19 protein-coding genes are annotated in these 22,085 nt (G+C 73.3%); 11 read left to right on the top strand and 8 right to left on the bottom strand.

The genetic code is table 11. The features are described 5' to 3' along the window. Positions 1-42 precede the first annotated feature (42 nt). Both ACFUJY_RS08350 and ACFUJY_RS08355 read left to right on the top strand, forming a co-directional pair. Positions 43-1,653, top strand: coding sequence for an amidohydrolase family protein (locus ACFUJY_RS08350; protein WP_383296509.1), 1,611 nt, complete (start codon positions 43-45; stop codon positions 1,651-1,653). Between the two features lie 33 nt (positions 1,654-1,686). Beyond that, positions 1,687-2,550 (top strand): DUF1206 domain-containing protein, encoded by an 864-nt coding sequence (locus ACFUJY_RS08355; RefSeq protein ID WP_383296299.1) that lies wholly within the window; start codon positions 1,687-1,689, stop codon positions 2,548-2,550. A 64-nt stretch (positions 2,551-2,614) separates the two neighbouring features. Here ACFUJY_RS08355 and ACFUJY_RS08360 read toward each other — a convergent pair whose 3' ends face one another. From ACFUJY_RS08360 to ACFUJY_RS08380, 5 genes are all read right to left on the bottom strand, one after another. After that, positions 2,615-3,514 (bottom strand): serine protease, encoded by a 900-nt coding sequence (locus tag ACFUJY_RS08360; protein ID WP_383296302.1) that lies wholly within the window; start codon positions 3,512-3,514, stop codon positions 2,615-2,617. A gap of 126 nt (positions 3,515-3,640) precedes the next feature. Then, positions 3,641-4,300, bottom strand: a complete 660-nt coding sequence (locus ACFUJY_RS08365; protein ID WP_383296305.1) for a response regulator — start codon at positions 4,298-4,300, stop codon at positions 3,641-3,643. Beyond that, positions 4,297-5,487 (bottom strand): sensor histidine kinase, encoded by a 1,191-nt coding sequence (locus ACFUJY_RS08370; RefSeq protein WP_383296308.1) that lies wholly within the window; start codon positions 5,485-5,487, stop codon positions 4,297-4,299. Before ACFUJY_RS08370 ends, ACFUJY_RS08365 begins: the two co-directional genes overlap by 4 nt. Further along, on the bottom strand, positions 5,484-6,323 hold the full coding sequence (locus ACFUJY_RS08375) for a CPBP family intramembrane glutamic endopeptidase (RefSeq protein ID WP_383296311.1): 840 nt from the start codon (positions 6,321-6,323) through the stop codon (positions 5,484-5,486). Before ACFUJY_RS08375 ends, ACFUJY_RS08370 begins: the two co-directional genes overlap by 4 nt. A 130-nt stretch (positions 6,324-6,453) precedes the next feature. Beyond that, a complete protein-coding gene (locus ACFUJY_RS08380; protein ID WP_383296314.1) occupies positions 6,454-6,786 on the bottom strand; it encodes a hypothetical protein in 333 nt (110 codons plus the stop codon). 371 nt (positions 6,787-7,157) lie between these two features. Between ACFUJY_RS08380 and ACFUJY_RS08385 the strand changes: the two genes are divergently transcribed. Beyond that, positions 7,158-8,369, top strand: a complete 1,212-nt coding sequence (locus ACFUJY_RS08385) for a pyridoxal phosphate-dependent aminotransferase (RefSeq protein ID WP_383296316.1) — start codon at positions 7,158-7,160, stop codon at positions 8,367-8,369. A 92-nt stretch (positions 8,370-8,461) separates the two neighbouring features. Next, the gene (locus ACFUJY_RS08390) at positions 8,462-8,857 is read left to right on the top strand and encodes a hypothetical protein (protein WP_383296319.1); all 396 of its coding nucleotides are present in this window, start codon (positions 8,462-8,464) and stop codon (positions 8,855-8,857) included. 53 nt (positions 8,858-8,910) lie between these two features. Here ACFUJY_RS08390 and ACFUJY_RS08395 read toward each other — a convergent pair whose 3' ends face one another. Both ACFUJY_RS08395 and ACFUJY_RS08400 read right to left on the bottom strand, forming a co-directional pair. Continuing rightward, positions 8,911-9,489 carry a hypothetical protein gene (locus ACFUJY_RS08395; protein WP_383296322.1) on the bottom strand — a complete coding sequence of 193 codons (579 nt, stop codon included), beginning with the start codon at positions 9,487-9,489 and terminating at the stop codon, positions 8,911-8,913. A gap of 107 nt (positions 9,490-9,596) precedes the next feature. Further along, positions 9,597-11,423, bottom strand: a complete 1,827-nt coding sequence (locus ACFUJY_RS08400) for a phosphoenolpyruvate carboxykinase (GTP) (RefSeq protein ID WP_383296325.1) — start codon at positions 11,421-11,423, stop codon at positions 9,597-9,599. A gap of 228 nt (positions 11,424-11,651) precedes the next feature. Here ACFUJY_RS08400 and ACFUJY_RS08405 point away from each other — a divergent pair, with 228 nt between their 5' ends. Then, positions 11,652-12,347 carry a hemolysin III family protein gene (locus ACFUJY_RS08405; RefSeq protein ID WP_383296328.1) on the top strand — a complete coding sequence of 232 codons (696 nt, stop codon included), beginning with the start codon at positions 11,652-11,654 and terminating at the stop codon, positions 12,345-12,347. A 50-nt stretch (positions 12,348-12,397) separates the two neighbouring features. Here ACFUJY_RS08405 and ACFUJY_RS08410 read toward each other — a convergent pair whose 3' ends face one another. Then, positions 12,398-14,404, bottom strand: coding sequence for a thioredoxin domain-containing protein (locus ACFUJY_RS08410; RefSeq protein WP_383296331.1), 2,007 nt, complete (start codon positions 14,402-14,404; stop codon positions 12,398-12,400). Between the two features lie 108 nt (positions 14,405-14,512). Between ACFUJY_RS08410 and ACFUJY_RS08415 the strand changes: the two genes are divergently transcribed. The 6 genes from ACFUJY_RS08415 (at position 14,513) to ACFUJY_RS08440 (ending at position 22,068) form a co-directional block, all read left to right on the top strand. After that, positions 14,513-14,992 carry a Uma2 family endonuclease gene (locus ACFUJY_RS08415; RefSeq protein WP_383296333.1) on the top strand — a complete coding sequence of 160 codons (480 nt, stop codon included), beginning with the start codon at positions 14,513-14,515 and terminating at the stop codon, positions 14,990-14,992. Positions 14,993-15,108: 116 nt separating this feature from the next. Then, positions 15,109-15,849: an FHA domain-containing protein gene (locus tag ACFUJY_RS08420; RefSeq protein WP_383296336.1), complete on the top strand. Its 741-nt coding sequence runs from the start codon at positions 15,109-15,111 to the stop codon at positions 15,847-15,849. Next, positions 15,846-17,240, top strand: a complete 1,395-nt coding sequence (locus tag ACFUJY_RS08425) for a protein kinase (RefSeq protein WP_383296339.1) — start codon at positions 15,846-15,848, stop codon at positions 17,238-17,240. Before ACFUJY_RS08420 ends, ACFUJY_RS08425 begins: the two co-directional genes overlap by 4 nt. 82 nt (positions 17,241-17,322) lie before the next feature. Further along, the gene (locus tag ACFUJY_RS08430) at positions 17,323-18,228 is read left to right on the top strand and encodes a hypothetical protein (RefSeq protein ID WP_383296342.1); all 906 of its coding nucleotides are present in this window, start codon (positions 17,323-17,325) and stop codon (positions 18,226-18,228) included. A 79-nt stretch (positions 18,229-18,307) separates the two neighbouring features. Next, positions 18,308-18,769: a hypothetical protein gene (locus ACFUJY_RS08435; RefSeq protein ID WP_383296345.1), complete on the top strand. Its 462-nt coding sequence runs from the start codon at positions 18,308-18,310 to the stop codon at positions 18,767-18,769. Positions 18,770-18,888: 119 nt separating this feature from the next. After that, positions 18,889-22,068, top strand: coding sequence for a tetratricopeptide repeat protein (locus ACFUJY_RS08440; protein WP_383296348.1), 3,180 nt, complete (start codon positions 18,889-18,891; stop codon positions 22,066-22,068). Positions 22,069-22,085 lie beyond the last annotated feature (17 nt).

Below are 22,085 nucleotides of genomic sequence, written 5' to 3' on the forward strand. Positions count from 1 at the left end.
GTCCGGGGGCGGAGCCCCCGCCCCCGGACCCGAAAGGCACCCATGGACCTCGTCATCCGCGATGCGACCGTCGTCGACGGCACCGCCACCCCCTCGTACCGCGCCGACGTGGCCGTCACCGACGGCCGCATCACGGAGATCCACCGCGAGGACTCCCCCGGCCCCCGCCCCACGGGGCACCGCGCCCTGGACGCGGGCGGCCTCGCCCTCTCCCCCGGCTTCATCGACATGCACGCCCACAGCGATTTGGCGCTGCTCCGCGACCCGGACCACAGCGCGAAGGCCGCGCAGGGCGTCACGCTGGAGGTGCTGGGCCAGGACGGCCTGTCGTACGCGCCCGTGGACGACCGCACGCTCGCCCAGGTCCGCCGCTCCATCTCCGGCTGGAACGGCGACGGCGAGGACATCGACTTCGACTGGCGGACCGTCGGCGGCTACCTGGACCGCCTCGACCGCCAGGGCATCGCGGTCAACGCCGCCTACCTCATCCCGCAGGGCACGGTCCGGATGTACGCGGTGGGCTGGGACGACCGCCCCGCCACCGAGGCCGAACTGGACCGGATGCGGCAGCTGGTGGACCAGGGGATGCGCGAGGGCGCGGTCGGCATGTCCTCGGGCCTCACCTACACCCCCGGCATGTACGCGGACGACGCCGAACTCACCGAGCTCTGCCGGGTGGTGGCCGCGCACGGCGGCTACTACTGCCCGCACCACCGCTCGTACGGAGCGGGCGCCCTGGAGGCGTACGAGGAGATGGTGCGGCTCACCCGCAGCGCGGGCTGCGCCCTGCACCTGGCCCACGCGACCATGAACTTCGGGGTGAACGAGGGCCGCGCCCCCGACCTGCTCGCCCTCCTGGACGACGCGCTCGCCGCCGGCGCCGACATCTCCCTCGACACCTACCCGTACACCCCCGGCTGCACGACGCTCGTCGCGATGCTGCCCAGCTGGGCGAGCGAGGGCGGCCCGGAGGCGGTGCTGGCCCGGCTGGCCGACGCGGGGACGGCCGCCCGCATCCGCCACGACCTGGAGATCGTGGGGTCGGACGGCTGCCACGGGGTGCCGATCGAGTGGGACACCATCGAGATCTCCGGCACCGGCGAGCCCGCGCTCGCCGCATACGTCGGGCGTACGGTGGCCGAGTCGGCGGCCCTGCGGGGCGAGGAGCCCTGGGTGACCGCCCGGCGGCTGCTGGTGGAGGACCGGCTCGGGACGACGATCCTCCAGCACGTGGGCCACGAGGAGAACGTCCGGCAGATCATGCGCCACCGGGTGCACACCGGCGGCAGCGACGGCATCCTCCAGGGCGACAAGCCGCACCCCCGCGCGTACGGCACTTTCCCCCACTACCTGGGCCGGTACGCGCGCGAGCTGGGCATCCTCTCCCTGGAGGAGTGCGTCGCCCACCTCACGGCCCGCCCGGCGGCCCGGCTGCGGCTCCCCGACCGGGGCCTCGTGCGCGAGGGCTACCGCGCCGACCTGGTCCTCTTCGACCCGGCGACGGTGGCGGCGGGTTCGACGTTCGAGGCCCCCCGCACCCTCCCGGTGGGCATCCCGCACGTGCTGATCGACGGCCGCTTCGTGATCGAGGACGGCAGGCGTACGCAGGTGCTGGCGGGGCGGTCGGTGCGCTCGGCGGGGGGCGCAGTGTAGTTTCTCCGCCCCCCGCCAGGGCAACCGGCTGTCATGAATATCTCTGCGACAGCCTCGAAGGGCCGGGGAAAGGCCCGGCGGGCGGGAAACAGCACAGCCGTGGAAGCGGCCGGCCGTGCGGGGTTCGTGGCACGCGGGGTCATCTACTTCCTCGTCGGGCTCCTCGCCCTGCGCATCGCGTTCAACGGCGGCGACGGTGACGGCAAGGGCGGCGGCGGAAAGCAGGCGGACCGGGGCGGGGCTCTCGCGGAGATCGCGCAGAAGCCCTTCGGCCACGTGCTGCTGTGGGTCCTGGGCATCGCGCTCGTGGGCATGGCCCTGTGGCGGCTGTCCGAGGCGGCGTTCGGTGCGGCGGGCCCGGACGGGCACAAGGCGACCAAGCGGCTGGCCTCCGGCGGGCGGGCCGTCTTCTACGGCTTCGTGGCCTACTCGGTCCTGTCGTTCGCGGCCGGTGACAAGGGCAGCGGCAGCGGCAAGGGCGACGCCCGCTCGCAGGACGTCACGGCCCGCGCGCTGGACCTGCCGGGCGGGCGCTGGCTGGTGGGCGCGGCCGGTGTGGGCATCGCCTGTGCGGGCCTGTGGATCGCGGGCCGCGCGGCGCTGCGGAAGTTCCACAAGCACCTGCGCATGGGCGACATGTCCCCGGCCATGCGGCGGGCCGTCGACGTCACCGGGATCTTCGGCGGGGTCAGCCGGGGCCTGGTCTTCGCCGTCGCCGGAGGTTTCGCGGTGTCGGCGGCGGTGAAGGCGCGCTCCGGTGAGGCCAAGGGCATGGACGACACCCTGCGGTCCTTCAGCGCCACCCCGGCCGGCCCGTGGCTGCTGGGCCTCATCGCGGTCGGCCTGGTCGCCTTCGGCCTCTTCTCCCTCGCCAACGCGCGGTGGCGCAGGATCTGACGCGCGTGACGCGCGACGAAGGGGCGGGGCCGCGGAGGCCCCGCCCCTTCTCACGTACGACGGGTCACGGCTTGGGCAGCGCACACCCCGCACGGTTCAGGTCGAAGACGTTGCCGGTGCCGATGCAGGCGGCGATGCCGTAGGTCTCCTGGGCGTAGTTGATCCCCTGGCGGACCGTGACCTGGCCGTTCTCGTCGACCTCGCAGGGGTTGTTGTCCGTGCAGCGCCCGCCGTCCTCGTTACCGGTGTTGTTGACGGCGACGACCTTGCCGGTGGCGTCGTCGATCACCGGCGAGCCGGAGGTGCCGCCGATGGTCTGGCAGGCGGAGGTGTAGCGGACCGAGTCCTTCCAGGTCCAGCCGCCCTCCTTGAGGCGGTAGACGAACCCGTCGATGTCACAGCTGTAGGTGCGCTTCCAGTACCCGGACGCGACGGTGATCGCGGTGCCCGCGACGGGATGCGTGGTGCTGAGCTCCAGCGCCTTGATGCCGTAGCGGCTCTCGATCTGCGCGTATGTGGAGGTGAGCTGGTACACCGAGATGTCGGTGTCCGTCATCGTCCCGTACGCGATCTTGCTCGCCCGGAGCGTGCCGACGCCTCTGCCCGAGGCGTTGAGCAGGGTGAAGCTGCGGCTGGACGAGCGGTTGAACACGACCGTGCCGGGGGCCGGGAAACCGGTCTCCAGGCAGTGCCCGTTGGACAGTACGAGGGCGGGGTCGCCCGGCTGCGAGGAGGGTGTGCGGACGACCGAGCCGGAGCAGTTGCTGAGCGCCACGGTCCCGGCGAAGGTGACCGCCTGGGCGCGTACCGGCTTGTCGGCCTCGACCGCGGTGCGGCCGGACGGTGCCGAGGCCGCGGCCGTGCCGGACGGTGCCGCGCCGTGGCTCGTGGCCGCGGTCGCGGGTGCGATGCCCGCTCCCAGGAGCAGCACCGCGAAGAATGCACCGATGAGAGGCTTTTTCATGTGGGGGTCCCCTCTTGCGAATGAACAGAGCGCTACTGGCCTCTGCGACCGAAGGTCCTTCGGTTTGACATGCGCATGTTGACGTATGGAGAGGGGGCGCACAAGGGGCGGATTCCGGCCGCGTGTTCAGGTCACCAGACCCTGCCGGTAGGCATAGACGACCGCCTGGACGCGGTCGCGCAGTCCGAGCTTGGCCAGGATGCGCGAGACGAACGTCTTCACCGTCTCCTGGCTGATCACGAGCGCGGCCGCGATCTCGCTGTTGGAGAAACCGTCCGCGATGAGGCGCAGGACCTCCAGTTCGCGCGGGGTCAGCGGGATGCCGGAGGAGGTGTCCCCGACAGGGCGGATACGGGCGGCGTAGCGGCCGACCAGCCGGCGCGTCACCTCCGGGTCGATCAGCGCCTGGCCCGTGTGCACGGTCCGGATGCCGTGCAGCAGCCGGTCGGGCGGGGCGTCCTTCAGCAGGAACCCGCTCGCCCCCGCCCGCAGCGCCTCGTACACGTACTCGTCCAGGTTGAACGTGGTCACCACGAGCACCTTCGCGGGCCGCTCCACGCCCGCCCCGGCCAGCAGCCGGGTCGCCTCGATGCCGTCGAGCTCGGGCATGCGGATGTCCATCACCACGACGTCCGGGCGCAGCCGCCCGGCCATCTCGACGGCGGTCCGCCCGTCCCCGCACTCGCCCGCCACCTCCAGGTCCGGCTGGGCGTCGATGATCGTGGCGAGGCCGGTGCGGACGAGGACCTGGTCGTCGCAGACGAGGACGCGGACCGGGCCGGTCACGACGCGCTCCCCGAGGGTATCCGGGCCCGTACGACGAAGCCGCCGCCCGGATCGGGCTCCGCACGGAACTCGCCGCCGAGCACGCCGACCCGCTCGCGCAGCCCGGCCAGCCCGCGCCCGCTGCCCGGGGGCACCTCGGCGCGCTTCCCGGTGCCGTCCGTGCCGACCTCCACGGTGATCTCTCTTCCGCCGTGCCGCACGCTCACCGAGGTCCGGCTGCCGTGGGCGTACTTGAGGGCGTTCGTCAGCGCCTCCTGGACCACCCGGTAGGCCACCAGCTCGGCGCTCCCGGTGGACTCGGCGGGGACCCCCTCCTCGCTGAAGTCCACGCTCTGCCCGGCCCGCCGCGCCTGCTCGACCAGGACCGGGATGCGGCCGGCCGACGGCTCCCGCTCCCCGGCGCCGTGGCCCGGGTCGAGCAGGTCGAGCAGGTGGCGCAGGTCGTTGACGGCCCGCCGTCCGGTGTCGGTGACGCTGCTCAGGGCGCGGTCGAGCCGGTCGGGCGCGGCGGTCAGATAGCGGGCCGCCTCGGCCTGGACGATCATCGCTGTCACGTGGTGGGTCACCACGTCATGCAACTCGCTCGCGATCCGGGCCCGTTCGGCGGTGCGGCTCTCCTCGGCGACCCGCAGTCGGCGGTCGGCCTCGGCGGCCCGGGTGGCGCGCAGCCACGCCCCGACGCCCCAGACGAGGATCAGCACCAGATAGAACGTCAGGAACTCCTCCGCCGGCTCGGTGCCGTACCGGTGCAGGGCGAGCGCCAGCGGCACGTACGCGGCGGTGAACGCGACCGCGGCGACGCGCCGGTGGCGGTCCAGGTGGGCCCCCGCGCTCAGCACGGCGATGGGCAGCGCGGTCCCGGCGACCAGGTGGTAGCCGCCGAGCTGGTCGACGGCGAAGCCCAGCGAGACCAGGACCAGGCAGAGCACCGGCCACCGCCGCCGCAGGGCGAGCGACAGGCTCTCCAGCACGGCGGCCACCGCGCCCAGTGCGTCGAACGGGCGCTCCGCCACGGCGCCGAGCGCCGTCCCGTGCCGGTGCAGGGCGGGAACGAGCGACATGGCCAGGAGCAGCAGCCCGAACGGCAGGTCGCGGACGACGGGGTCGAGCCGCTGCCACCGCTCCGACCGCCGGACGGTGGTGTCCAACCGCCGCCACGTCGCCGGTACTTCGCGAAGACTGATCACCGGGGCACTGTAGTGGCGGCCGGGGCCGGGGCGGCGCGCCGGCCACTCCGCGGCGCCAGATGGCCGCGCCGGCGGGCCAGCCACAGGAACGCGAGCGTCACGAGCATCCCGAAGACCACGGAGTACACACTCGCCTCCGGCCCGAAGTCGCCGCCGGTGACCAGCTCGGAGCCGGTGGCCGTCGAGTCCAGGAGGCCCTGCGAGGCGCCGTTGCCCGAGACCTCCGAGCTGAAGATCCCGGCCGCGGCGAAGTTCCAGGCGAAGTGCAGGCCGATGGGCAGCCACAGGCTGCGGGTGGCGGCATACGCGGCGCCGAGCATGCCGCCCGCCTCGATCGCGATGGCGAGCGCGCCCCACAGGTTCGCGTCCGGGTTGGCCAGGTGCATCAGCCCGAACAGCAACCCGGTCGACGTCAGCGCGATCAGGGTCCCGGCGCGCTCCTCGACGAGCCGGAACAGCACGCCCCGGAACACCACTTCCTCGGTGACGGCGGCAGCGGCCATGAAGCCGACGAACCCGACCGCGCCCGTGACCGACCCCAGACCGTCCACCTCGTAGTCCCCGAGGAAGGCGATGTTCGCGATGACGGCCACGAACAGCCCCAGCCCGATCAGCGCGCCGCGCCCCAGCGCCGGCACCGCACCGTCCCGGGCCAGCTCGGAGACCGGGCGGCGCTCGGTGCGCCCCACCACCCACCGGTAGACCAGGACGGCGAGCACCGCCGTCACGAGGCCGATCACGAGCGTGAGCCACGGATTCCCGTCCACCGCGCTGACGCACTGCCCGCCGACCGCCCAGACCGCCACGACGGCGAGAAGCTGCCAGACCACTCTCATGAGACCCCCTTCGACGCGCCGCGGCGGGTCGCCCCGGCTGCCCCTGAACGCTATGGAGGTCCGGCGCCGAAAGCGTCACCGCTGGGTGGACACCCGCGTGTAGCTCGCACGGGGGACGACGCGGGCCGGATCAGGGTTTCGCCGCCACCGCCGCCGCCTCCCGCGACAGCTGTACGGCCTGCCGCAGGCTCAGCCCCGGCTCGGCCTCCCGCAGTGCCTTGACCGCCGCCACCGCGTCGAGGGGTCCGTCGTATCCGCCCGCCGTGATCCGCCGCGCGGCCCAGCGCCCGCGCAGGTCCGCGTCCGGGACCCCCGTCTGCGCCTCGGCCAGCGCGAGGGCCCGCTCCAGGCCGGGGCGGTCCGCGTCCGTCGCCCGGGCCAGCCCCTCGCGCAGCGCGGCGACCACGGCGTCCGCGTCCCGCACCACGATCACGGCCATGTCCTTCTTCCCGTTTCCGATCATGTACCGACCCTCCCCCTGAGCACCCGGGCGCATACGGCTGTTGAGCTACTTCAGAGGTACGGACGGGCCCGGGACGGACCGGGACCGCGTACGGGCGGCCGGCTTCGCGCCGCGCCCGCCGGAGGGCGCGCGGCTCACCGCGTGAGCCCCGGCGCACGCCACTCCGTGGCGTATGTCACCCGTTCCGGTCCGTCACACCACCGCGCCACCCCATTCCAAGCCCCGGGCCTCCCGTGACCGGCGTTCCCACGGTTCACGGGAGGCGGGCGCATGGCGATGAAAGCCCGCGCCGAGGTGCGCCCACGCCCGGGCGGGCCAACCGGCGGGCAAAGCCCGGGCGGCCCGTGAAACACAGTCGTAAGCTCGCTGACATGCAGGTCATCCAGTCCACGAAGCTCGCCAACGTCTGCTACGAGATCCGCGGCCCCGTGCTCGAGGAGGCGATGCGGCTGGAGGCGGCCGGGCATCGCATCCTCAAGCTGAACACCGGCAACCCCGCCGCGTTCGGCTTCGAGTGCCCGCCCGAGATCCTTGAGGACATCCTGCGCAACCTCGCCGGGGCGCACGGCTACGGCGACGCGAAGGGGCTGCTGTCCGCGCGCCGGGCGGTGATGCAGCACTACCAGACCAAGGGCATCGACCTGGACGTCGAGGACGTCTACCTCGGCAACGGCGTCTCCGAGCTGATCCAGATGTCGATGCAGGCGCTGCTGGACGACGGCGACGAGGTGCTGGTCCCGGCTCCGGACTACCCGCTGTGGACGGCCTCGGTCTCGCTGGCGGGCGGCACGGCCGTGCACTACCGCTGCGACGAGCAGTCGGACTGGATGCCCGACCTCGCCGACATCGAGCGGAAGATCACCGACCGCACCAAGGCGATGGTGATCATCAACCCGAACAACCCGACGGGTGCCGTCTACGACGACGAGATGCTGCGCGGGCTGACGGAGATCGCCCGCCGGCACAACCTGGTCGTCTGCTCCGACGAGATCTACGACCGCATCCTCTACGACGGCGCCACGCACACCCCCACCGCGACGATCGCCCCGGACCTGATGGTCCTGACCTTCAACGGGCTGTCGAAGAACTACCGGGTCGCCGGGTACCGCTCGGGCTGGATGGCCGTCTGCGGCCCCAAGGCGCACGCCTCCTCGTACATCGAGGGGCTGACGATCCTGGCCAACATGCGGCTGTGCGCCAACATGCCCTCGCAGCACGCCGTCGCCACCGCGCTCGGCGGCCGGCAGTCGATCAACGACCTGGTGCTCCCGGGCGGCCGCATCCTGGAGCAGCGCGATGCGGCGTACGACCTGCTGACGCAGATCCCGGGCGTGACCTGCGTGAAGCCGAAGGGCGCGCTGTACCTCTTCCCCCGGCTCGACCCCAAGGTCTACAAGATCAAGGACGACCGGCAGATGGTCCTGGACCTGCTGCGGGCCGAGAAGATCATGGTGGTGCAGGGCACCGGGTTCAACTGGCCCGACCCCGATCACTTCCGCGTGGTGACGCTGCCCTCGACGGAGGACCTGACGGACGCGATCGGCCGGATCGCGCACTTCCTGGACGGCTACAGCCAGGTGTAGCCGTACCACCGCCCCAGCTCTTCTCGAAGATGGACAACTTTAGACTGAATCCAAGCTAGGATGGTTCTCGCAACACCACCAGGAGGCCATCCATGTACGAACCGATCCGCACCAAATCGGTCCACACACCGGCCGACCACGCCGGCGACTTCCCGCACCGCACCCGCGAGGAGGAGCTGGACATCCAGCTCGCCGGACACCTGGCCGCCCTGCTCGCGGTCACCGACGAGCTGGGTCTCGGCGAGGCGGGCGACCGCATCGCCGGGCAGGTGGCCAGGCTGCGCGGCGCCCCGCCCGCCCGCCACGCCGGACTGAGCGACGCCCCCGCGGCCGCCCTCCACCGCCGCGCCCACGCCCTCGCGGGCCGGGCCCTGGTGGTGGCGGCGTCCCGCGCCGACACGGCGGCGGCGATCCTGTCCGCCGAGCGCATGGACGCCCACACCGAGGCGCTCGCCGCCGACGCGCGGACGCCGGTCGGCGCCCACTGACGGCCCCGGTCCACGCACCGCAGAGGTACGTGGACCGGGCGCCACCCAGACCCTCACGGACCGGGCGAGGCCCCTTGCCGGGCCGTGCGCGTGGACTCGAAGGTCACGTCCCCGAGCTCGCACCTCGCGCCGCCCCACACCGGAACCGGACCGGTGACCCGCCGGGACGCCGTGGCGCCCACCGCCAGGCCGGCCACGGTCGCACGGCCCTCCCCCGCGTCCAGCCCACGCCCCTTGCCGCTCCGCAGGTCCCGGAACACCACGTGCACGGTGTACGTCCCGGGCCGCGCCGCCCCGCTCGTGACCCGTACGCCCGCCACCGGGCGGCCCGTCACCTCGTCCCGGCCGCAAAAGGTGACGGTGACGTCCTCGCCCGGGAACCGCATGTTCGCGTGGACCTTCCCGGACGCCCAGATGTACGCGACCACGGTGCCGAACAGACCCAACAGCACCAGGCCGACCAGCGCGCCGACGGCGATCATGGCCACCGTCCAGCCGCCCATCCGATACCCGGGTAAGAGCGGCGGGCCGCCCTCCGACGTGTTCGGGTACGGCGGATACCGCATGCCGACGACCCCCTCCGCCTCCGCGCACCGGCGGCGCGACCGGGCCGACTGTACGGTCGCGGGCATCACCCTTGCGGCTCCGCAGGGTCACAACACCACTACGAACAGGACGGGTTGAACGGGACAACGGCCCCCGAAGCCGCTTCGGAGGCCGTCGTCCCACGTACGCGGGCTCAGCCCAGGCGCTCGACCAGCGCGCGGTACTCGTCCCACAGCTCCTTCGGCGTGTGGTCGCCGAAGGTGTTGAGGTGCTCGGGGACCAGTGCCGCCTCCTCGCGCCAGACCTCCTTGTCGACCTTCAGCAGGAAGTCGAGGTCGGCCTCGGAGAGGTCCAGGCCCTCGGTGTCGATCGAACCCTTCGCGGGAAGGATGCCGATCGGCGACTCGACGCCCTCGGCCTTCCCCTCCAGGCGCTCGACGATCCACTTCAGGACGCGGCTGTTCTCGCCGAAGCCGGGCCAGACGAACTTGCCCGCGTCGTTCTTGCGGAACCAGTTCACGTAGTAGATCTTCGGCAGCTTCGACTGGTCCGGCTTGTCGGCGCCGACCTTGAGCCAGTGGCCCATGTAGTCGCCCATGTTGTAGCCGCAGAACGGCAGCATGGCGAACGGGTCGCGGCGCAGCTCACCGACCTTGCCCTCGGCGGCGGCGGTCTTCTCGGAGGCGACGTTGGCGCCGAGGAAGACACCGTGCTGCCAGTTGAAGGACTCGGTGACCAGCGGGACCGCCGAGGCGCGGCGGCCGCCGAAGAGGATGGCCGAGATCGGCACGCCCTTCGGGTCCTCCCACTCGGGCGCGATGATCGGGCACTGCCCGGCCGGCACGGTGAACCGGGCGTTGGGGTGGGCGGCGGGCGTCCCGGACTCGGGGGCCCAGTCGTTGCCCTTCCAGTCCGTGAGGTGCGCGGGCGGCTCCTCGGTCATGCCCTCCCACCAGACGTCACCGTCGTCGGTGAGCGCGACGTTGGTGAAGACGGAGTTGCCCCACATCGTCTTCATCGCGTTGGCGTTGGTGTGCTCACCGGTGCCGGGCGCGACGCCGAAGAAGCCCGCCTCCGGGTTGATCGCGTACAGCCGGCCGTCCTCGCCGAACCGCATCCAGGCGATGTCGTCGCCGATGGTCTCCACGGTCCAGCCGGAGATCGTGGGCTCCAGCATCGCGAGGTTCGTCTTGCCGCAGGCGCTCGGGAACGCGGCGGCGACATACTTCGACTCGCCGCGCGGCGGGGTGAGCTTCAGGATCAGCATGTGCTCCGCGAGCCAGCCCTCGTCGCGCGCCATCACGGAGGCGATGCGCAGCGCGTAGCACTTCTTGCCGAGCAGCGCGTTGCCGCCGTAGCCGGAGCCGTACGACCAGATCTCGCGGTCCTCCGGGAAGTGCGAGATGTACTTGGTCTCGTTGCAGGGCCAGGGGACGTCCTCCTGGCCCTCCGCCAGCGGTGCGCCCAGCGTGTGGACGGCCTTCACGAAGAAGCCGTCGGAGCCCAGCTCGTCGAGCACGGGCTGCCCCATACGCGTCATGGTGCGCATCGAGACGGCGACGTACGCGGAGTCGGTGATCTCGACGCCGATCGCGGACAGCGGGGACCCGAGCGGGCCCATGCAGAACGGCACGACGTACATGGTCCGGCCGCGCATCGAACCGCGGAAGACGCCCTGCTCCCCCGTGAAGATCTCCCGCATCTCGGCGGGGTCCTTCCAGTGGTTCGTCGGACCGGCGTCCTCCTCCTTCGCGGAGCAGATGAACGTACGGGTCTCGACGCGGGCGACGTCGCTGGGGTCGGAGGCCGCGTAGTAGGAGTTCGGGCGCTTGATCTCGTCCAGCTTGGTGAACGTGCCCTTGGCGACGAGCTCCCCGCACAGGCGCTCGTACTCGGCCTCGGAACCGTCGCACCAGACCACCCGGTCCGGCTCGGTGAGTGCTGCGATCTCGTCCACCCAGGAGATGAGCTCCTGGTGGTTGGTGGGAACAGTGAGGGGAGCCGCGATGTCGCGCGCCACGATCGCTCCTTGGTGAGGGTGTATTCGGTTGGTGCCTGTGCCCCGTGGGGGCTGCGACCCGGATGCGTGTACCCCTTCGAATTCCCCTTGGCGCTCATCCGGTGCCGACCGCACTCATTTGATCATCCGGCCCTCGCGCCCATATGTCCAGAGGGCCGCCCATGTGAGCATCAGCACTCGGTCACCGCCCATATCCGGTCCCTACGGGGGCGTAGGTACGATGCGGGAATGACTGCTGCCGCCGCGCCCGACACCGCCGGTCCCCGCCCGGCCACGCTCGCCGACGCTCCGCTGAAGCCACGGATGCGCGGCTGGCTGCACGCGGGGATGTTTCCCGCCGTCGTCATAGCGGGTCTGGTCCTCGTCGCCCTCTCCGACAGCACCCGGGGCCGGATCGCCTGTGCGATCTACGTGCTGACGGCGTGCCTGCTCTTCGGGGTGAGCGCGCTCTACCACCGGGGTACGTGGGGGCCGCGCGGCGAGGCCGTGCTGCGCCGGCTCGACCACGCCAACATCTTCCTGATCATCGCGGGGACGTACACCCCACTCACCCTGCTCCTGCTCCCCGAGTCCACCGGGACGCCCCTGCTGTGGGCGGTGTGGGCGGCGGCGCTCGCGGGCATCGCGTTCCGGGTCTTCTGGGTCGGCGCGCCGCGCTGGCTGTACACGCCGTGCTACATCGCCATGGGCTGGGCGGCCGTCTTCTTCCTGCCCGACTTCATGCGGACCGGCGGGATCGCGGTGCTGGTGCTGGTGGTCGTCGGCGGCGTGCTCTACAGCGCGGGCGGCGTCATCTACGGCATCAAGCGGCCGAACCCGTCACCGCGCTGGTTCGGCTTCCACGAGGTCTTCCACTCGCTGACCCTGGCCGCGTTCGTGGTGCACTACGTCGGCATCTCGCTGGTGGCGTACACCCACAGCTGACGCCCCCGCCAGGGCTTTCGCGGGGGCACCCGAGGCGCCCCCGCGCCCGCTCAGGCCCCGCCGAGCGCGCGGGCCAGCGCCTCCGCGTCCGTCGTCGGGGCGTCGCAGACGAAGTGCCGGCAGACGTACGCGGTCGGCGCACCGCCCACCCTCTCCCGCTCCGCCAGCAGCGGGAACTCCGCCCCGCCCGGCTCCCCCGCCGCGACGACCGCGCCGGGCGCCCGCCCGAGCAGCGCCGTACGGTGCAGCTCCCCGCCCACCGGCCCGGCGACCGCCACCTCGCGCGGTCCGTCGAGCAGCGCCTCGGCCACCGCGAGCCCCCAGCCGATGAAGCGCGGGGCGCGCGGGCCCAGCGCCTTCACGACACCCAGCGCCTCCTCGGCGGCGGTGCGGTGCGGCTCGGACCCTGTGTGCGCGGCGTACGAGAGGAGCGCGCCGGCGGCGGCCGTCCAGCCGGCCGGGGTCGCGCTGTCGGTGGGGTCCTGGGGCCGCCGGATCAGCCGCTCGGCGTCGTCCGCCGTGTCGTACAACTGGCCGCCCTCGCCCCGGAAGTGCTGGAGCACGATGTCCAGCAGGAACCCGGCGAACTCCAGCCAGACCCCCTCGCCGGTGACCCCGGCCAGCGCGAGGAAGCCCTCCGCGACGTCTCCGTAGTCCTCGAGGACCCCGGCGTGGTCACCGGTGCGTCCGTCCTTCGACGTCCGTACGAGCCGGGCGACGGGGCCCATGTGCACCCGCACCAGCAGGTCGGCCGCCTCGGTGGCCCGCTCGACCAGGTCGGGCCGGTCGAAGAAGGCGCCCGCCTCGGCGAGCGCGGCGATGGCGAGTCCGTTCCAGGCGGCGACGACCTTGTCGTCGCGCCCCGGACGCGGGCGCTCCTCCCGGGCGGCGAGCAGCCGCTCCCGTACGCCGGCGGCGCGGGGGTCGTCGGGGTCGCCGGGCAGCTGGAGCACCGAGAAGCCCTCCTCGAAGGTGCCCTCCTCGGTCACCCCGTAGTACTCGGCGGCGAACGCGGCGTCCTCCTCGCCCAGCACCTCGCGCAGCTGATCCGGCGTCCACACGTAGTACGCGCCCTCGACGTGCTTGCCGTGCGCGTCCTCGCTGTCGGCGTCGAGCGCGGAGGCGAACCCGCCCTCGGGCGTCCGCAGCTCGCGCACCATGAAGTCGGCCGTCTCCAGGGCCACCCGCCGGGCGAGCTCGGACCCGGTGGACCGCCAGAGGTGGGCGTACACCCGGCAGAGCAGCGCGTTGTCGTACAGCATCTTCTCGAAGTGCGGGACGACCCATTCCCGGTCCACGGCGTACCGGGCGAACCCGCCGCCGATCTGGTCGTAGATCCCGCCCCGGGCCATCGCCGCGCAGGTGTCGGCGGCCATCTGGAGGGCGCCGCCGGCCCCGGTGCGGGCGTGGTGGCGCAGCAGGAACTCCAGCACCATGGACGGCGGGAACTTGGGCGCCCCGCCGAACCCGCCCCGCTTCTCGTCGTAGTCCCGGGTCAGCCCGAGCAGCGCCTGCGCGAGCTCCGCCTCCCCGGGCGGCCCGTCCCCGCCATGGGCGAGGCTGCGCTCGGACAGGTCCCGCACGATCCGCCCGGCCACCTCCCCGACCTCGTCGCGCCGGTCGGTCCAGGCGGCGGCGACGCCTTCGAGCACCTGCCGGAACGACGGCATCCCGTGCCGCGCCTCGGGCGGGAAGTAGGTCCCGAAGTAGAACGGCTCGGCGTCCGCGGTGAGGAACACGGTCATCGGCCACCCGCCCTGCCCGGTCGCCGCCTGCACCGCCTCCATGTACACCGCATCCACGTCGGGCCGCTCCTCGCGGTCCACCTTCACGGACACGAAGTGCTCGTTCATGTACGCGGCGGTCGCCTCGTCCTCGAACGACTCGTGCGCCATGACGTGGCACCAGTGGCACGAGGAGTACCCGACACTCAGCAGCACGGGGACATCGCGCCGCCGCGCCTCCTCGAAGGCCTCGGGCGACCAGGGCCACCAGTCGACCGGATTGTCAGCATGCTGAAGCAGATACGGCGAGGTCACACCAGCCAACCGGTTCATGCGAGCCAGCCTCTCACAGCGCCGGACCCGGGCACGGGGACCGCCGCGAGACACTAGGCTGAGCCTCGACGGTCCCGGACTGTTCAAGCTCCTCGAAGGAGGTGCGCCATGACTGCCGAGATGGTGGCGCCCGAGTGGATGCACGCGCAGATCAGCGCGGAGCAGTACGACTCGTGGTCCGAGGAGCAGTGCGCCGGCATCGAGGTCGTGGACGGGATGGTCGTCGTGAGCCCGAGCGCCTCCAAGCGCCACGACCGGCTGGCCCGCATCCTGGCCAACGCCCTGGACGCCGCCGCGGGCCCCGACTGGAACGCGGACACGGACTTCGACGTCCGTCTCCAGGACGTCCCCCTCACCAACCGCCGTCCTGATGTCACCGTCTACCGGGCGGAGACCATCGACCTCACGCCCACCCGCCCCGAGCACGTCCTCCTGGTCGTCGAGGTCGTGTTCCCAGGGTCGGAAACCACCGACCGGATCGTGAAGGTGGATCAGTACGCCAAGACCTACCGGGACGGCGAGATGTTCACCGGCACGGTGAGGACCGGCGTTCCCTTCGTCGTCACTGTGGACTTGGGCGCCATCTGACGCCCGGCATCCGCACGGATTCAGTACGCCCCCGTACGCCCCCGCGCGTCATGCGGACATTTATCCGGGTTCTCTACCCTGCGCCGCATGGTCGTCTCGGGGGAAGGAATCTGGGTGTGTACACCATCGTCGTGGTACCCGGGCCCGGTATGGAGCCCGGTGAGAAGGTCCGGTTGGCGCCCGGGGAGGCGTTGCGGTTCGGGCGGGGGGTGTCCGGGCGGGGGCTGGCGATTCCGCATGACGGGGTGTCGCGTCGTGCGGGGGAGATCGTCGCGACGGACACGTACTGGGCGCTCAGCAATCTCAGCCGTACGGCGACCTATGCCGTCGAGAACCCCGAGGGTGCCGGGGAGCACATCAAGGTGGCGCCCGGGCGGCTGGGCGCGCCGGTGGCGTTCGAGTTCGCGCGGGTCGTGCTGCCGGCCGGGCACGAGCTGGTGAGCTTCGACGTGTGGGCGCCGCGGCACGACTACGCGGCGGAGGCCGAGGTGGGCCGGGACGGGGAGGCGACCGCGCTCGCCTTCCCGCTCGACCGGTCGAAGCGGTACTTCACCGTGCTGGCGGCCCTGTGCGAGCCACGGCTGCGCGGTGCACCGTATGCGCCGCTGCCCACCGTGGAACAGGTCGTGGAGCGGCTGCGCCCGTTGTGGCCGGCGGCGAACCGGGCGGCGGTGCAGTGGAACATCGACTACCTCGCGGTGAAGCTGCGGCTCAAACCCGGACCGGAGTCCTGCGGGACCGGACCCCGGCTGAACGGCAAGAAGGACGCGCTCGTCGCGCTGGCGCTGCGGTTCGACCTGGTGCGCGAGGACGACCTCGGGGCGCTGGGCCCCGTCGCGAGGGGGGCCGTCCGGTGAGCGGGCGGCAGCCGTACGCCGTCGCGTCCGTGCCGCCCGGCTACCGCGTCGGGCCGTGGATCGTCGAGAAGCCGCTCGGCGCGGGCGCCTTCGGGCACGTGTACGCGGCCCGCCACGAGATCCCGGGCGCCCAGCCGGAACGCGCGGCGCTGAAGTTCCTGCCCACCGGTACGCACACGCCCCGCCAACTGCGCCACCTGCGGGAACTGGCCGAGCGCGAGGTGGCCCTGCTCCGCCGGCTCAGGTCGCCCCGGCTGATCCGGATGTACGAGGCGCTCACCGTGGACGATCCGGAGCACCCCGAACTCGACGGCGCCACCGTGCTCGTGCTGGAGGAGGCGCGCTGCTCGCTCGACGCGTTGGCGGGGACGGACCACGCGTCCGAGGACGGGCCCGCCCTGCTCGTACAGGTCTGCGAGGGGCTGCGCCAGCTGCACGACGCGGGCTGGATTCACGGGGACCTCAAGCCCGGCAACGTACTCCTCATGCGGGACGGCACCGCGCGGCTCGGCGACTTCAACATGGCCGCCGAGCTGGAGGGCACCCACGCCTACACGCCCGCGTTCGGGACCGCCGACTACACCCCGCCCGAGCTGCTGTGGTCCGAGATCGGCGAGCGGGGCATGCAGATCCGGAAGACCGCGGACATCTGGGCGTTCGGGGTGCTGGCCCATCTGCTGCTGACCGGTTCCTTCCCGCTTCCCGGGGGCACGCCGACCGCCCGCCGGGACGCGGCGGTGCGCTACGCGCGCGGCGAGGAGGAGCTGCGTCTGGCGGACGAACTGCCCGACGCCTGGCGGGAGATCGTCCGGGACTGCCTCGCCCGCACCCACGAGGAGCGGGCCCCGCACGACGCGCCCTCACTGCTGCGACGGGTCGCGTCCGCCGCGGCGGGCCGGGAGCCGCGCCCCCGCCGCCGTCGGCGCCCCGTGCTCGTCGCGGTGGCCGCCGTCGTCGCGTTGACGGCGACGGGCCTGGGCGTGCGGGCCCTGTGGGACGACGGGCCGGGCGCGGGACCGGAGGCACGGCCGGGCGCGAGCCCGGTCGCGGAGGCGGAGCGGGACGTGGAGCCCGCCGGGTACGACCGCTGCCCGGCCCGGTCCGTCTGTTTCTTCCCGGAGACGGACGGCCGGGGCGAGATGTGCGCCTGGGACGGCGACGATCCCGACTGGTCGAACGGGATGAACGACTGCGCCTGGGCCTCCGACCGGCCGCCGCGCTCGCTCTACAACAACGGCGGCGCCGATCCCGACGGCTTCGTGAACGTCACGTACTTCACGGAGCGGGAGCTGCGCGGGCGCGCCGGGTGCGTGCAGCGGGGGCAGCGGCGGAACCTCGCCCTGACCTCGCACGTGCGGTCCCACACCTGGGCGAAGAGCTGCACCCTCTGACCTACGAGGTACCGCACCGGCCGCCCCGGCGGGATGGTGTGGGTGTGCCGCCGGGGGGTGGCACACCAACGGGGGTGGTGGCATGAAACGGGGGTTCATCGCCGCGTGCGCGGTCGCGGCGGCCTTGGCGGTCGCCGCGACCGGGTGCACGCACGACGGCACTTCCGAGCGGGCCCCCGAGCGCGACCTGACGTGGGCCGAGCGGCTGCGGATCTCCGACGCCGCAGAGGTGCTGACCGAGCGCTGCATGGACCGCGCGGGTTTCCGGTACTGGACCAGTGCCCGGACCGGCCTGGAGGAGAGCCGGCCGCTCGACTACGTCAACGACGACGTCGAGTGGGCCGCCGAGCACGGCTACGGCAGCCGCATCCAGGAGAGGACGGACCGGGCCCACCGGGCGAACCCGAACGGGACGTACCGCGCCGGCCTCTCCCCGCGGCGCCGCGACGCGTACGACCGGGCCCTCGACGGCGGCCGGAACGCCGCCCTGCTCACCGCCGAGGTCCCGACGGCGACCGGCACCGGAAGGATCAGCAAACGCCTCGGCGGCTGCTCGGCCCAGGCCGAGAAGAAGCTGTACGGGGACCCGGCCACCTGGTTCCGGGTGCACAAGACGGTCTCCAACCTCACCTCGCTGTACGTCCCCCGGATCACCCGCGACGAGAAGTTCACCGCCGCGCTCGCGGACTGGTCCCGCTGCATGGACCGGGCCGGGCACCCGTACCCCGATCCGCCCGCCGCCCAGGAGGCGGTGGCGCGGCGGGCCGCGGAGCTGCCCGGGGACGAGGCGTTCGCGGCGGAGAAGCGCGTCGCGGTCGCCGAAGCCCGGTGCGCCCGCGAGAGCGCACTCGCGGCCGTCACCCGGGAGCGCGAGAGGCACTACCGCGCCGCCCTGCCCGACCGCTACCGCGAGCAGATCGACGTACACCGGCGGCTGGAACGCCAGGCGTACGCACGCGCCGCCGCGGTCATCGGCCCGCGCGCCTGACCCGGGCCGCCCACAGACCTCCACGGCGCCGTGCCGTGGACCAGTACGCCTCCGACGAGGCAGACAGAAGGAGCGAACCATGCGAAAGCTGGGCATGTCCATCGCCGCACTCGGCCTGGCGGCCGCCGGACTCGTCGTCCCCGCCACCGCCGCCCAGGCGTCCGCCACGGGCACGGCGTCCAACCACTGCAACGACATCTGGCCGGGCCGCAACGGCTATGTGTACGCGTACGACTCCACGTACTGCTACAACAAGATCGGCGGCACCGCCGGCAACGACTCCGACTGGAACAAGGCGGGCGGCGGCTTCGAGAACGCGAGCGACAAGGCGTCGTCGATTCTCAACTCCGGCTACACCGGCGGCAACGACATCGTGAAGTTCTACTACCTGGCGAACTACGGCGGTGGCTACGGCTGCGTCGACGCGGGCGAGTTCTTCGTGGACGACCTGTCCCGGAACACGCTCACCAACGGCGCGAACGCCAACAACAACATCCGCTCCCACAAGTGGGTGAGCAGCTGCTCGAACCTGATGCACTGACCCGGCCGCCCGGCGTCCCACCGGCGTTCCCGGCCGGTGGGACGCTCCCCTCCCTCGCGCGGACGCGCCGTACGAAGGACACTGGACCCCGCTACCAGCGGAGCCGGAGGGGGACACGGATGCGGATGCGGGACGGCCACCGGGCCGATGCGGAGCGGCTGTTGGTGCGGGCCGTGGAGGAAGAGGCACGGCGCAGCGGAGGGCGGACGGACGCGTCCGTGCTGCTGACCCGTGCGCGGGCCGCTTTCGACACCATCGCGGAGGGCGCGGCGGAGGAGTACGCGGCGTATGTGCGGGCGCTCGACGCCTCGGCGGGTGGGCAGCGCTTCAGCCGGGAGAGCATGGCGACGCCGTTACTGGTCACCGGCGTCGCCGCCGCCGCGGCGTTCGGCGCCGACGTGGCGCTCGGCACGGCGTCCGGTCTGGCGCTCGGCGCGGGGGCGGTCGTCGCCGTGGCGGGGGCCACCGCCACGGTCGCCAAGGCCACCGCCTCGCACCGGCCCGCCGACCAGGCGGGCGCCCGGCCGGATCAGCTGCGGCTCCAGTGGCTGGCCGCCCTCGACGTACGGGGCATCCGCCCGTTCCTCGACCAGCAGCGGATGCTCGCCGCCACCACCCGTGCCCCGGCGAAGAAGGCGGCCGCCAAGGCGCGCACCCCGCTGCGCGGTGGGGACCGCAGTGCGGCGGCGCGGATGCGGTCGCTCCTGGAGCAGTCGTTCGGCCATCTCCCGGCGGCCGACGGGCTGTTCGCGGGGCGGCGGGGCGAGCTGGCCCGCATCGGCCAGTGGGTGCACGCCGCCCGCGCGTCGACCGAGACGAAGCCGACCGTCGTCGTGCTGCACGGCCCGCCGGGCGCCGGACGCACCACGCTCGCCGTCCGGGCGGCGCACGAGTTGCGGGACCAGTTCAAGGGCGCGTGCGTGGTGGACCTGCGCGGCGACGCCGAGGGCGAGGCGCCGCTGCCGACCCGGGACGCGCTGCTGCACCTGCTGAACCGGCTGGGCGCGCCCCGCGAGCAGCTGCTGTTCCGGGACAGCGCGTCCGCCGAGCAGCAGGTGCGCCGGCTCGGCGAGCTGTACCACCAGCATCTGACGGGCACCGCCGTGACGATCGTCCTGGACGACGCCCGGGACGCCGCGCAGGTCGCCGCGCTGATCCCGGAGCGCTCCGACAGCCTGGTCCTGGTCACCGCCCGCGAGCCGCTGGACCTGCCGGACTCCCTGCCCGCCTGGGTGCACCGGCTGGAGGTCGGGGCCCTCGATCCGGGCAGCGCGGAGGAGCTGCTGCGCGGGGTGTCGCAGGAGGCCGAACCGGGGCCGTACGACTATCCGTCGAGCGAGGCGATCACCGAGCTGTGCGGCGGGCTGCCACTGGCCCTGCGCGTCGCCGGTTCCGCGCTCGGGGCGCGCACCGCCGACGTGCTGGCGGCCGACCTCGCCGCGTACGGCCCGGTGCCGCCCGTCGAGCGCGCCCTGTGGCTGCGGTACACCGACCAGTCCGAGCAGGCCAGGCGGCTGCTGCGGCGCCTCGCGCTGGCCGGCCGGGCGAGCCTGGGCGCGGCGGCGGCAGCGGCGCTGCTCTCCGCCGACGAGCAGGAGGCCGGCCGGCTGCTGACGGCGCTCTCCCGGGCCGGTCTCCTCGACCATGTGCGCGGCTCCCGCTACCGGCTGCACGACCTGGTACGCGGCTTCGCCCTGGCCCGGCTGCTGGACGAGGAGGAGCCGGCCGAGCGCGCCGCCGCGCAGGAACGGCTGATCGCGAACTACGCGGAGCTGGCCGGTGCGGTGATCCGGATGGTGGACGGCAAGATGTCGACCCGGGCCGGACAGTTCGGCTCGCACGGCTTCGGTTCGCTGGACGCGGCCCTGCGCTGGCTGGACGACGAGTCGAGCTTCATCACGTCGGCCCTGCGCCACGCGGAGGGCGTCGACCAGGCCGCGGTGCTCGCGCTGCTCGGCGCGCTGTGCGACTACTGCCTGCTGCGCGGCGACCTCTACCGGCTGGGGGAGATAAGCGAGCTGACCCAGGCGGTCGACCAGGGGCTGCTCGACCGGTCGGTGCGGTGGCGCACGGGCATCGCCGCCCGGCAGCTCGGCGAGCTGGACAAGGCGCGCACCACGCTGTCCTCCGTCGTCGGCCTGTACCGGGAGGCGCAGAACGACGCCGGTACGGCGCTGGCGCTGTGCTCCCTCGGCATCACGCTGCACCACCAGGGCAACCTGACCGAGGCGGCGGCCCGGCTCCGCGAGGCGATGGAGCTCCAGCTCGCCGCCGGGCAGGACGAGGACCGGGCCTGGTCGCTGCACGCGCTGGCCGCCGTGGAACGCGACCGGGGCGACCTGGCCGAAGCGGTCGCCCTCCTGGACACGGCGCTCGCCCTGCACCGCGAGGGCGAGTCGCTGCACGGCGAGGCGTGGACCCGGTTCCAGCTCGGCCAGGTCCGGCTGCGCCTGGGCGACGCGGAGGGGGCCGAGGCCGCGCTGCGCGCCGCCCTCGATCTGTACGGGCGGACCCGGGACGAGCGCGGTGTGGCGTGGGCGACGACCCAGCTGGCCCGGGCCCGGCTGCTGTCCGGCGACCCGGGCGCGGCCGTCGAGCAGCTGACCGCGGCCCTGGGCCGCCACCGCGACAACGAGGACGCGCGCGGCGAGGCGTGGACCCTGTACCACCTGGGCCAGGCGCTGGAGGAGCACGGCGACACGGTGGAGGCCGTACGGCAGCTGGAGCGGGCCCGGACGATGTTCTCGCGGATGCGCGATGTCTACGGCCTCGCGTGCGCCCGGCACCACTCGGGGCGGGTCACCCGCGACCAGCGGGCCGCGCAGACGGGCAACCTGCGCAATTCCGGGTTCGCCCGCCAACTGCTGGCGGACGCGCGGGCGGACTTCCGGCGCATCGGGGTCGCCCACGGCGAGGCGTGGGCCTGCCTGGACCTCGCGCTGATCGACGCGGGCAACCAGCGGACGCCCCAGGCCCTCGGGCTGTGCGACGAGGCGGTCGCCCTGTTCGAGTCGTACGGGGACGCGCGCGGCGCGGACTGGGCGCGCTTCCTGCGCTGCACGCTGCTGCCGTACGCCTCGCCGGGCGGCGCCGAGGTGGGCACGGTCGTCGCCCAGCAGGAGCTGGCCGAGCTCCGCGCGGCCGGCCACCCGGCCCGGGACCCCGAGGTGGACCACTGCGCGGACACCTACCGGGTGGTCCTGGACCGGGGCGCCGACCTGGAGGCGGGCTGGCAGGCGTGGGCCCTGGACCTGGTCCCGTCGCGCCGGACCCGGGAGATCATGGGCGTCGGGGTCTGACGCCGCCGGCGGGGCGC

This window comes from Streptomyces sp. NPDC057249 (assembly GCF_042669245.1).
Lineage (GTDB): Bacteria > Actinomycetota > Actinomycetes > Streptomycetales > Streptomycetaceae > Streptomyces.

What these genes read in the sequence shown, in the direction of transcription:
- ACFUJY_RS08380 (WP_383296314.1), bottom strand. Translation starts at nt 6,786, where the DNA reads ATGATCGGAAACGGGAAGAAGGACATGGCCGTGATCGTGGTGCGGGAC.
- ACFUJY_RS08385 (WP_383296316.1), top strand. Translation starts at nt 7,158, where the DNA reads ATGCAGGTCATCCAGTCCACGAAGCTCGCCAACGTCTGCTACGAGATC.
- ACFUJY_RS08410 (WP_383296331.1), bottom strand. Translation starts at nt 14,404, where the DNA reads ATGAACCGGTTGGCTGGTGTGACCTCGCCGTATCTGCTTCAGCATGCT.
- ACFUJY_RS08430 (WP_383296342.1), top strand. Translation starts at nt 17,323, where the DNA reads ATGAAACGGGGGTTCATCGCCGCGTGCGCGGTCGCGGCGGCCTTGGCG.
- ACFUJY_RS08440 (WP_383296348.1), top strand. Translation starts at nt 18,889, where the DNA reads ATGCGGATGCGGGACGGCCACCGGGCCGATGCGGAGCGGCTGTTGGTG.
- ACFUJY_RS08350 (WP_383296509.1), top strand. Translation starts at nt 43, where the DNA reads ATGGACCTCGTCATCCGCGATGCGACCGTCGTCGACGGCACCGCCACC.
- ACFUJY_RS08390 (WP_383296319.1), top strand. Translation starts at nt 8,462, where the DNA reads ATGTACGAACCGATCCGCACCAAATCGGTCCACACACCGGCCGACCAC.
- ACFUJY_RS08360 (WP_383296302.1), bottom strand. Translation starts at nt 3,514, where the DNA reads ATGAAAAAGCCTCTCATCGGTGCATTCTTCGCGGTGCTGCTCCTGGGA.
- ACFUJY_RS08355 (WP_383296299.1), top strand. Translation starts at nt 1,687, where the DNA reads ATGAATATCTCTGCGACAGCCTCGAAGGGCCGGGGAAAGGCCCGGCGG.
- ACFUJY_RS08395 (WP_383296322.1), bottom strand. Translation starts at nt 9,489, where the DNA reads ATGCCCGCGACCGTACAGTCGGCCCGGTCGCGCCGCCGGTGCGCGGAG.
- ACFUJY_RS08375 (WP_383296311.1), bottom strand. Translation starts at nt 6,323, where the DNA reads ATGAGAGTGGTCTGGCAGCTTCTCGCCGTCGTGGCGGTCTGGGCGGTC.
- ACFUJY_RS08405 (WP_383296328.1), top strand. Translation starts at nt 11,652, where the DNA reads ATGACTGCTGCCGCCGCGCCCGACACCGCCGGTCCCCGCCCGGCCACG.
- ACFUJY_RS08415 (WP_383296333.1), top strand. Translation starts at nt 14,513, where the DNA reads ATGACTGCCGAGATGGTGGCGCCCGAGTGGATGCACGCGCAGATCAGC.
- ACFUJY_RS08435 (WP_383296345.1), top strand. Translation starts at nt 18,308, where the DNA reads ATGCGAAAGCTGGGCATGTCCATCGCCGCACTCGGCCTGGCGGCCGCC.